The sequence below is a fragment of the Arthrobacter sp. Y3225116 genome, assembly GCF_059091245.1.
The window spans coordinates 1-9,449 of sequence record NZ_JBNHGL010000106.1; the positions used below are offsets into that span (position 1 = coordinate 1).

Here is a 9,449-nt window from a genome sequence, read left to right on the forward strand (position 1 = left end):
CCCTGAGCTGCGCGGCGCTCCCGGTGTAGCGGTAGAGCCGGGGCGGCCGGTGCCGGCCGCCCTGCAGGTACTCGTCGGTTGGTTCGATGTCCGGCGTCGCCCGCAGCTGGCGGCGGAAGTTGGCCGGATCCAGCTGCTTGCCCAGCACGGCCTCGTACACTTCGCGGACCTGGGCCAGCGTGAAGGTGGATCCCAGGAAGGCGTACGCGATGGAGCTGTATTCCACCTTGTTCCGCAGCCGCCACAGCGCATAATCCACGATCTGGTTGTGGTCGAACGCCAGTTGGCCAAGTTCATCGGCGCGGACCCAGCGCACGTTCTCCGTTTCGCGGGCCAGCGCCGCCTCGTCCGGCTTCACCAACGCCCAATAGACGATGGAGACCACCCGTTGCGCCGGTGAGCGGTCCAGGCCGCCGAAGGCATACAACTGCTCCAGGTAGCTCGGCTGCAGGCGGGTGGTCTCCTCCAGGTTCCGGGCCGCGGCGTCCTGGAGAGATTCGGCCGCACTCAACGGACCGCCGGGCAGCGCCCACAGGTCCCGGAACGGCTGCCGGGTGCGGCGGACCAGCGGCAGCCACAAGGTGGGTCGACCCGCCTCCGGGTCCGGGCGGAGGGCGAAGATCACCGTGGAAATGGCCAGCTCGGGGGGCTGCTGCGCCCGCTCCGACACGTTGGCCGCGTGGATCGGCATGGCTCCCTCCTCCCTGAAGACTAGTAAAAGTCACTCTGACTAGAACTCATCCTAGCGGGTTAAGGTCATGTTGACCCAATCACACCCCGATGTCGGCGAATTGTGACGGCACCGAGATCCTGGCGGCACGGATAAGCTTCCCGCTCTCCCTCTCGCCGCAAGCCGGAACCGACCACGGACTGACACGCGTGTCCGTACCGCAACTGCTCTCTCCCCCGCTACCGTGGGAAGCCATTGGCAACTCTCGTTCGAAGGGTTCGGATGCAGACAGCACGGCCCGCGCGGCCCGGGCGCATGGGTCTTTGGCTTTTGACCGTCGCCCTGCTCGTTGCTTGTTCGGCCTCGCCCACCACCACCTACATCGACACGAGCGGTCGTGAGACGACTGTGGACTGGCGTGATTATCCGGGCCACGCCCACATTTCAGCCGAAGAAATACTGTCTGGGCCTACCCGAGAGCAGGCCGAATCACTGGCGGAAGCCCTTTTGTCCGACGTGGAATACGCGCTCGGCAGAGAGTACGGGCTGCGCTGGCGGGGCGACGGGGAAGCGGGGTGGTATCCGCAGGAAGGAAACGGGTACGGCGGCAAGTCCGCGTATTCCACCTACAACTCCGCCAACCGCATCAGCGGTTCGGCTCCCCCGGCGCCTGAAGACTGGCAGCGCATCGTTGACATAGTGAACGGGATACTTGCAGACCATGGTTTCGATGCGCTGGTCCTCGATCACCAGTCATCGCCGCACGGCGATGAAGAGACCTGGCAGCGGGAACAGCGTGAGCGCTTCGGAACCGATGATCCGGACGAGTACTGGGTGTGGAGCGGAGCGGCACACACAGATTCCCAGTGGCTGTCGATCACCCTGCTGGATGTGTCCCGCGACCCGTCCGGCAAGGCAGCCGCAGAAGCCGCGGAGCATGGGTGGGAACCTCGATCGATCACGCTGGGTTACGGCGCCACCGCGCTGTCGGAACGCGACATCGAGAACTTCCGACGGGACCTTGCGCCGTTCGCCGGACTGGAAAAGCCGGAGCCGACAACCTCCGACTGACACGAGGGAATGGTCGCACAGCGGCATTTCGGCGTGGCCGCCCGCGTGGCGCCGGCCTCCCCGGGTTAGGCTTCAGCCATGCACCCACGGGGACGGCGGCGGCGGTTCGTACCACCGGACAACAACGAAATCCTCAGGCGCAGGTATGGCAGGAAGGAACGCCCGCCGCACCATCGCGTCATCCTTGGGCGCTACGCCTTCATTAAGGGCTGGCTGGTCGCCGTCGGCGCGTGGTTCGTCATCTCGCTGGCCCTGAGCATCATCGACGAGCTGTCGTCGCCGAACTCCTCTGCCCTGAGCTTCTGGGGCCTATTGCTGACGATCGGTTTTTTCTTCGCCGCCCTGCTGGGCGCCCCCTTCGCGCTGCTGCTGGGCATGCTGCTGCGCCCTGTTCGGCGGCAGTGGGTGCATGTGCTCGCATTTGCCGCAGGGCTGGCCGCACTCACGTGGGGAACCGTTGCCCTGCTGGCTCCGGGCACGGGTGCGCTGCCGGCACTTTTCGCGGTGATCGCCGGAACCGCTGCGGGGCTCGGCCGCGCTGCGGTAATCCGGGACGTCGACGTCGACGACGGCGGCGCCTCCCTTTCCGCCGGGGTCAGCGAGGATCGGCGGCGGCCTGGACCAACGGAAGGGTTCGCTCCCGGAAGTGGCTGTTGAGCACGATCACGGACGACGAACGCAGCACCGTATTGGTCGCCATGACCTGGTCGAGCACCCGCTGCAGGTCCGCGTTCGACCGGGCGACGACACAAGCCAGCAGGTCGCTTTCACCGGAGACGGTGTGCAGTTCCAGCACCTCCGGAATGTCGGCGAGCGCGGCGGCCACGGCGTCGTGCCCGGACTCCTGGCGGATCACGAACGAACAGTAGGCCCGCACCACGTATCCCAGTGCCTCGGGCGAAAGCCGGGGCCCCCAGCCCGCCGTCACGCCGGCACGTTGCATCTTGTCCAGCCGGGCCTGTACTGTGGCACGCGCTACTTTCAGCACCCGCGACGCTTCCAGAACAGACATCCGCGGGTCCTCCGTGAACAGCGTGACGATGTCGGCATCGAGAGAGTCGATCTGCATGACGCTGTGCGTCCTTTCGGGTTCGGTGCCGCCAGTTGTGGGACACTGCTAGACAAATTGTCAGCTTACGGGCTGCTTTCGCCAAACGACAGGACAGTCGATGCCGCGTTTTACCGCCACTCACCACCGCGACCCGAGCGCCCGACCGCCCGCCGGGCTCGGCCATGGGATGAAGCAGCGCCAGCTGATCATGATGGGACTGGGCAGCGCCATCGGCGCCGGGCTCTTCCTGGGCTCCGGAGCGGGCATCCAGGCCGCCGGTCCGGCCGTGTTGATCTCCTACCTGCTCGCGGGCACGTTGGTGATCATCGTGATGTGGGCGCTGGGCGAGATGGCCGCCGCCAACCCCAGCAGCGGCGCCTTCTCGACGTACGCCGAGAAGGCGCTGGGCCGCACCGCCGGCGCCACCATCGGCTGGCTCTGGTGGCTGCAGCTGGTGGTGGTGATCGCGGCCGAGGCAGTGGGCGCCGCGGGCTTGTTGGCCACGGTCTGGCCGGCGCTGCCCGTCTGGCTGCTCGCGCTGGTGTTCATGGTGGTCTTCACCGTGGTCAACTTGTTCGGGGTGCGCAACTACGGAGAATTCGAGTTCTGGTTCGCCATCTTCAAGGTCATCGCCATCCTGGCGTTCCTCGCCATCGGCGCCGCCTTGCTGTTCGGCTGGCTGCCCAATGTCCCGTCGCCCGGGTTGGGCGTCATCTTCGGTGACGACGGCTTCGCCCCCAACGGCATTGCCGGCATCGGCGCCGGGCTGCTGGTGGTGATCTTCGCCTTTGGCGGGACCGAGATCGTCGCCGTTGCGGCCGCGGAAACGGAAAACCCGGGAGCCAGCGTGGCGAAGGCCATCCGGACCGTCGTCTGGCGCATCCTGGTGTTCTACTTCGGCTCGGTGCTGGTGATCGCGTTGACGGTGCCCTGGGATTCGGAGGCGCTGGCGTCGCCCTTTGCCGCGGTGCTCTCGATCGCCCAGATCCCCGGCGCGGATGTGGCCATCACCCTGGTCGCCGCGGTAGCGCTGCTCTCGGCGCTCAACGCCAACCTGTACGGTGCATCGAGGATGATCTTTTCCCTCTCGGAACGGAACGAGGCGCCTGCTTCCCTCCGGAGGCTCAGCACCCGGCGGGTTCCGGTCAGGGCGGTATTGGCGTCCGTGGCGTTTGGTTTTGTGGCGGCCGTGCTCGAGCTGTTGTTCCCCGAGCGCGTCCTGCCGGTGTTGCTGAACGTCGTCGGGTCCACCTGCCTGGTGGTCTGGGGGATGGTCCTGCTGTCCCAGCTGGTGCTGCGCCGCCGGGCCGACCGCGAAGGCACGGAGCTGCCGTTCCGGATGCGCGGCTTCCCGGCAATGACGTACGCGGGCCTTGCCTTGCTGGCCGCAATCCTGGTGCTTGGCTTCTTCTCCCCGACAACGGGAATCCAGCTGCTCTCGACCCTGGTGCTGATCGCCGCGATAGCTGCAGCTGCAAAAATCGCCGCACGCCGAACACCTGCCGAAAGTTCACCTCGCCGTTAGCAGCACGCATTTTGCTTATAGCTATCGCCAGCGGGGGCCACTAACTGTGCACACTGTTTGGTGATTACATGGCAGATTGCACACTCCACGTAGGGTGACTAGTGTCACCGTAAGCAATTGACGCCGTCGCGCTCCTCCCCCGCGGGGACGCGGCGGCACCATAACTACGTGGAGGAGCAGGCATGAGCAGCGTTCTTTCCCTGGACCCGTCGGCACAGCCCGACCTGTCCGCCGAGGACTTCAAGGAGCTCTACCGGCTGATGGTGTCGGTCCGCCACCTGGACGAATCGGCCATCCGGTGGCAGCGCCAGGGCCTGATTCCCGGCTACGCGCCGGAACTCGGGCAGGAAGCCGCCCAGGTGGGCAGCGGGTACGCGCTGGACATGTCCCGCGACTTCGTCTTCCCGACCTACCGCGAGATGGGCGTGGCCCGGACGGTGGGCCTGGACATGGTCGAGTACATGTCCACCCACAAGGCGACTTGGCACGGCGGGCTCTACGATCCCCAGGCCACGCGCTTTGCCCCGATCCAAGCCGTCGTGGCAGGCTCCGTGCTGCACGCCGTCGGCTGGGCGCACGGGCAGACGCTTTCCGGCGCCCCGGCTGGAGAACTCGGCGTGGCCATCACCTACTTCGGCGACGGCGCCAGCTCGCAGGGCGACGTCCACGAAGCCATGAACTTCGCCGCAGTCATGAAGGCTCCCGTGGTCTTTTTCATCCAGAACAACGGCTTCGCGATCTCGGTGCCGACCGAGCGCCAGGTGGCCGGCGGCTCCGTTGCCGCCCGCGCCGCCGGCTACGCCATGCCGTCGCTGAAGGTGGATGGCAACGACGCCGTGGCGGTTTACCAGGCGACGGCCGCCGCCCTCGCCCACGCACGGGAGGGCCACGGGCCGGCCATCGTGGAAGCCATGACGTACCGGCGTGGCCCGCACTCCACCAGCGACGACCCCGGCCGCTACCGCACCCTGGCCGAGGAACGCGCCGACGGCGGCGAGGATCCGCTGCTGCGCATGCGGGCCCGGCTGGAAGCCGACGGCATCGCCGGCGAGGACTTCTTCGCCGAGGTGCTCGCGGCCGCCAAGGCGGAAGAGGAACGGATCCGGGAAGGGGTGGCGGCACTTGGTTCCCGTCCCGGCACGGAGATGTTCGATTTTGTCTACCAGGAACCCACACACGCGCTGAAGGCCCAGGCACGCGCCTGGCGGGAGGAGTCCGAGCATGTCTGAGCACAAGACCCTGAGCGACCTTGAAGCCGCCATCGACAACACCACGGAAACCAGCGCCCAGCAGGAATCCGTGGACGTGGTGGAACCCGGCCACGTCACCGCCGTCGAACAGCTCTCCATGCAGCAGGCATTGAACCGCGCGCTGGCAGACGTGCTGGAGGACAATCCCAAGGCACTGGTCCTGGGCGAGGACGTCGGACTGCTCGGCGGCGTCTTCCGCATCACCGACGGCCTGCAGAAGAAGTTCGGCGAGGCACGGGTTTTCGACACCCCGCTGGCCGAATCCGGCATTCTCGGCATGTCGGTGGGCCTGGCCATGGCCGGCTACCACCCGATCCCCGAGGTGCAGTTCGACGGGTTCGCCTACCCGGCGATCAACCAGATTGTCTGCCAGGTGGGCCGGATGAACTACCGGAGCCGCGGCACCATGCCGATGCCCATCACGCTGCGGGTACCCAGCTTCGGCGGCATCCGCGCCCCGGAACACCACGGCGAGTCGCTGGAATCGCTGTTCGCCCACGTCCCCGGCCTGAAGGTGGTCTCGCCGTCGAGCCCGAACGAGGCGTACCACCTGCTCAAGCACGCGGCGACGCGGCCCGACCCGGTGATCTTCATGGAGCCGAAGTCCCGCTACTGGCAGAAGGGCCCGGTGGACACCTCCCCCGAGCCGGACGGCTACTCCCGCGAAGGCTCGCGGATCGTCCGTGAAGGCAAGCACCTGACCCTGGTGGCCTGGGGCGCCATGGTGGCCCGCTGCCTGCAGGTCGCCGAGCTCGCCGCCGAGGACGGCATCGAGATCGAGGTGCTGGACCTGCGCTGGCTGAAGCCCATCGATGCCGAAGGACTGGCCGCTTCCGTGGCCAAGACGCGCCGCGCCGTCGTCGTGCACGAGGCGCCGCTGACCTCCGGCCTGGGTGCGGAGGTGGCCGCGCTGATTACCGAGCGCTGCTTCAACACCCTGCGGGCACCTGTTGAGCGGGTGACCGGATTCGACGTACCGTACCCTTCGGGAGACCTGGAAGACGAGTACGTACCCAACATTGACCGCATCCTGTTCGGGATCCAGCGAGTATTGGAGTATCGCCGTGGCTGAAATTACGTTCCCCCTGCCGGATCTTGGTGAGGGCCTGATCGAGGCAACCGTGCTGGAATGGCTCGTCTCCGAGGGCGAGCAGATCGAGCGCAACCACCCGCTGGTCGAGGTAGAGACCACCAAGTCCGCCGTCGAACTGCCCTCCCCGCAGGCGGGCAAAGTGGTGAAAATCCATGGTGAACCCGGCGACATCATCAAGGTGGGCGAACCATTGATCGTTTTCGAGGTTCCCGACGACACCGCCGGTATTGTGGGCACCGTACCGAAGGAAGAAGCGCCTAAGCGCCGCGTCCGCCTGACGGCGGCGCTCGACGACGAGGACTGAGCATGGGAAACAACCCGCAGCACACCGTAGAAGGCCTCGACCCGCGCCTGCACGTCCAGGTGCACGAGGCCGCCGAAGGGACCGAGGGCCCCCGCCGTCCGGTGATCCTGCTGCACGGTTTCGCCTCCTCCAGCAAGCTCAACTGGGAGGACGCCGGCTGGATTACGGCGCTCACGCAGGCCGGCCGGCGCGTGGTCACGGTGGACCTTCCCGGCCACGGCGAAAGCGCCGCTCCGGAAGAAATGGATGCCTACGCCCCCAGCAGGATCCGCGCCGACCTGCTGCAGCTGGTCCAGGACGCCAAGGTCCGTCCGCTGAAAGAGAACGATCCCGACACCGGGGTTGACCTGATCGGGTACTCCCTGGGAGCTCGGCTGGCCTGGGAGTTCGGCGCCACCCAGCCGGAACTGGTCCGGCGGATGGTGCTCGGCGGGCCCGGCAGCAGCGACCCCCTGGCGGACTTCGACCTACACGCTGCCCAGCGCTTCCTGGCCGACGGGACGCCCATCGAGGACGTCAACACCGCTGAGCTTTTGCGGATGGCCAAGCTGGTGCCGTCGAACGACATCTTTGCGCTGATGACCATGATCGAGGCGATCAAGACCGAACCCTTCGTACCCACCGAGGCCGTGCCGAGGATGCCGGTGCTCCTGGTCGCCGGCGACAAGGACGACCTGGCCGTCACCGCGCCGGAGCTGGCTGCGCTTTCCGACGCCGCGGAGTTGATGTGGCTGCCCGCGCGCACGCACGCCAATGCCGTGACCTCCCGGGCCTTCAAGACCGCCGCCATCGAATTCCTCGCTGATTGACCGTTCGCGCATTTTTTCGGTGCCGTGAACGGCCCTTTTGGTCGGTACAATTACCGATGAGATTAAATTCCTGGGGCGTGGAGGCTTGATGGAGGTATTCCTGGGCGGGCGCTACAGGACACGGGAGCTCATAGGCACCGGCGGGGCAGCGTCCGTGTACCGGGCCGTAGACGAATCTTTGGGCCGCGAGGTGGCGGTCAAAATGTTCGCACCAACGACGCCTGACGATGACGAGTACCGGCGGCAACACACCGAAACCCTGCTGCTGGCCACGCTGAACCACCCGGGTTTGGTGACGTTGCTGGATGCCGGCCTGCACACGGCGGCCGACGGCGCGACTACCAGTTACCTGGTGATGGAATTGATCGAAGGGGCCGATCTCCGGCGCAGACTGCGGAGCGGCCCGCTCACTTCCGTGGACACAGCCCAAATCGGTGCCGACCTTGCCGATGCACTGAACTACATCCACGATCAGGGTGTGATCCACCGTGACGTGAAGCCGGCCAATATCCTGTTGGCGAACGGCAGCCCGAACGACACCCGGCACCACCCCAAACTTTCTGACTTCGGCATCGCCCGGATGGTCGAGTCCAGCATGGCCACTGCCCAGGGCGCGACCATCGGAACGGCGAACTACCTCAGCCCGGAACAGGCCGTCGGCGAAAAAGTTACCGGCGCCAGCGATGTTTACTCGTTGGCCCTGGTGCTCTTCGAGTGCCTTACCCAGCGCAAGGCCTTCCCGGGGACACCTATGGAGGCAGCGGTCGCCCGACTGCTGCGGGACCCGGAGATGCCCGCATCGATGGATCCCGAATGGGCGGACCTGCTGACCCGGATGACCCGCCGTGACCCGGAGGCTCGTCCGACCGCGCACGAGGTGGCCCTGAGGCTGCGGAACCTGGCCGAAGGGCCGCTGCCCGACCAAATTGTGGCCTCCGCCTCCGTGCTGCCAACTCCTGCGTCACTGGTGAACGGTGTGATCGGATCGGACACGGCCGGGGCAACCGAAGAGCGTACCGGTGGGCACATCACCGGGAACGTGGCAATTCCCGCGCCGCCGAACCGCGCCCCCAGCGTCGGTTAGCACCGCGCTCCCAGCGTGGGGCAGCGAGGGTTGAACCGGCTCCCAGCGTGGGGTAACCACGCTCTCAGCGAGGGTTGAACCGGCTCCCCGTGGGTTGAGCTGGCACCGCCGCACGGCCCAAGCCGTCATGTTGCAGCTTGGAGTGGTTGGGGTGGGATGTGGGTTTGCCAGTAGGAGTTGCGCAGCGGTTTGCGGCGCGGGTCGATGTAGTCCGGCGGCGTGAACCAGGGGATGCCGTCGACGACGTTGATCTCCCAGTTGCCTTGCTCGATCAGGTCGTGGTGGAGCAGGCAGAGGCATACCCCGTTGTTCACGTCGGTGCGGCCGCCGGCCCACCAGGGGATGATGTGGTGCGCTTCGGTCCAGAACGCGGGCATGCTGCACCCGGGGAAGGCGCAGCCCTTGTCCCGGGCGACCAGCGCCCGGCGGATGGCCCGGTTGAAGAACCGTTGCGACCGGCCCAGATCCAGGATCTCGCCCTCGGATCCCAGGACCGCCGGGATGATCTCGGCGTCGCAGGCCATCCGGCGGACCGTGGTGGCCGAGACCGGGCCGTTGAAGACCGCGCTGCCGCCGCCGGAGAGCAGCCCGG

At 66.8% G+C, this 9,449-nt stretch carries 11 protein-coding genes; 8 read left to right on the forward strand and 3 right to left on the reverse strand.

Going from position 1 to position 9,449, the window contains the following annotated elements; all coding sequences use genetic code 11:
* A partial coding sequence (locus AC5RV2_RS10835) for an NUDIX hydrolase (RefSeq protein ID WP_494092333.1) occupies nucleotides 1–691 on the reverse strand: 691 nt, incomplete at its 3' end.
* Nucleotides 692–985: 294 nt separating this feature from the next.
* Here AC5RV2_RS10835 and AC5RV2_RS10840 point away from each other — a divergent pair.
* Together AC5RV2_RS10840 and AC5RV2_RS10845 are read left to right on the forward strand one after the other, a co-directional pair.
* On the forward strand, nucleotides 986–1,741 hold the full coding sequence (locus tag AC5RV2_RS10840) for a hypothetical protein (protein WP_494092334.1): 756 nt from the start codon (nucleotides 986–988) through the stop codon (nucleotides 1,739–1,741).
* A gap of 78 nt (nucleotides 1,742–1,819) precedes the next feature.
* Nucleotides 1,820–2,398 (forward strand): hypothetical protein, encoded by a 579-nt coding sequence (locus tag AC5RV2_RS10845; RefSeq protein WP_494092335.1) that lies wholly within the window; start codon nucleotides 1,820–1,822, stop codon nucleotides 2,396–2,398.
* Here AC5RV2_RS10845 and AC5RV2_RS10850 read toward each other — a convergent pair.
* Nucleotides 2,337–2,810, reverse strand: coding sequence for an Lrp/AsnC family transcriptional regulator (locus AC5RV2_RS10850; protein ID WP_493979767.1), 474 nt, complete (start codon nucleotides 2,808–2,810; stop codon nucleotides 2,337–2,339). The two genes, AC5RV2_RS10845 and AC5RV2_RS10850, sit on opposite strands and share 62 nt — an antisense overlap.
* A 100-nt stretch (nucleotides 2,811–2,910) precedes the next feature.
* Here AC5RV2_RS10850 and AC5RV2_RS10855 point away from each other — a divergent pair, with 100 nt between their 5' ends.
* From AC5RV2_RS10855 to AC5RV2_RS10880, 6 genes are all read left to right on the forward strand, one after another.
* Nucleotides 2,911–4,317, forward strand: coding sequence for an amino acid permease (locus AC5RV2_RS10855; protein ID WP_494092336.1), 1,407 nt, complete (start codon nucleotides 2,911–2,913; stop codon nucleotides 4,315–4,317).
* A 182-nt stretch (nucleotides 4,318–4,499) separates the two neighbouring features.
* Nucleotides 4,500–5,546, forward strand: a complete 1,047-nt coding sequence (locus AC5RV2_RS10860) for a thiamine pyrophosphate-dependent enzyme (RefSeq protein WP_494092337.1) — start codon at nucleotides 4,500–4,502, stop codon at nucleotides 5,544–5,546.
* Between the two features lie 118 nt (nucleotides 5,547–5,664).
* Complete coding sequence (locus tag AC5RV2_RS10865) at nucleotides 5,665–6,639, forward strand: alpha-ketoacid dehydrogenase subunit beta (RefSeq protein ID WP_494092341.1); 975 nt, start codon at nucleotides 5,665–5,667, stop codon at nucleotides 6,637–6,639.
* Entirely contained in the window at nucleotides 6,632–6,964 is a 333-nt protein-coding gene (locus AC5RV2_RS10870) for a biotin/lipoyl-containing protein (protein ID WP_493979765.1), read from the forward strand. Before AC5RV2_RS10865 ends, AC5RV2_RS10870 begins: the two co-directional genes overlap by 8 nt.
* 2 nt (nucleotides 6,965–6,966) lie before the next feature.
* On the forward strand, nucleotides 6,967–7,773 hold the full coding sequence (locus AC5RV2_RS10875) for an alpha/beta fold hydrolase (RefSeq protein WP_494092338.1): 807 nt from the start codon (nucleotides 6,967–6,969) through the stop codon (nucleotides 7,771–7,773).
* An 88-nt stretch (nucleotides 7,774–7,861) separates the two neighbouring features.
* Entirely contained in the window at nucleotides 7,862–8,857 is a 996-nt protein-coding gene (locus tag AC5RV2_RS10880) for a serine/threonine-protein kinase (RefSeq protein ID WP_494092339.1), read from the forward strand.
* A 125-nt stretch (nucleotides 8,858–8,982) separates the two neighbouring features.
* Here the strand turns inward: AC5RV2_RS10880 and AC5RV2_RS10885 are convergent.
* A partial coding sequence (locus AC5RV2_RS10885; RefSeq protein WP_494092340.1) for an HNH endonuclease occupies nucleotides 8,983–9,449 on the reverse strand: 467 nt, incomplete at its 5' end.

What these genes read in the sequence shown, in the direction of transcription:
- AC5RV2_RS10840 (WP_494092334.1), top strand. Translation starts at nt 986, where the DNA reads ATGGGTCTTTGGCTTTTGACCGTCGCCCTGCTCGTTGCTTGTTCGGCC.
- AC5RV2_RS10845 (WP_494092335.1), top strand. Translation starts at nt 1,820, where the DNA reads ATGCACCCACGGGGACGGCGGCGGCGGTTCGTACCACCGGACAACAAC.
- AC5RV2_RS10855 (WP_494092336.1), top strand. Translation starts at nt 2,911, where the DNA reads ATGCCGCGTTTTACCGCCACTCACCACCGCGACCCGAGCGCCCGACCG.
- AC5RV2_RS10880 (WP_494092339.1), top strand. Translation starts at nt 7,862, where the DNA reads ATGGAGGTATTCCTGGGCGGGCGCTACAGGACACGGGAGCTCATAGGC.
- AC5RV2_RS10860 (WP_494092337.1), top strand. Translation starts at nt 4,500, where the DNA reads ATGAGCAGCGTTCTTTCCCTGGACCCGTCGGCACAGCCCGACCTGTCC.
- AC5RV2_RS10850 (WP_493979767.1), bottom strand. Translation starts at nt 2,810, where the DNA reads ATGCAGATCGACTCTCTCGATGCCGACATCGTCACGCTGTTCACGGAG.
- AC5RV2_RS10875 (WP_494092338.1), top strand. Translation starts at nt 6,967, where the DNA reads ATGGGAAACAACCCGCAGCACACCGTAGAAGGCCTCGACCCGCGCCTG.
- AC5RV2_RS10865 (WP_494092341.1), top strand. Translation starts at nt 5,665, where the DNA reads ATGCAGCAGGCATTGAACCGCGCGCTGGCAGACGTGCTGGAGGACAAT.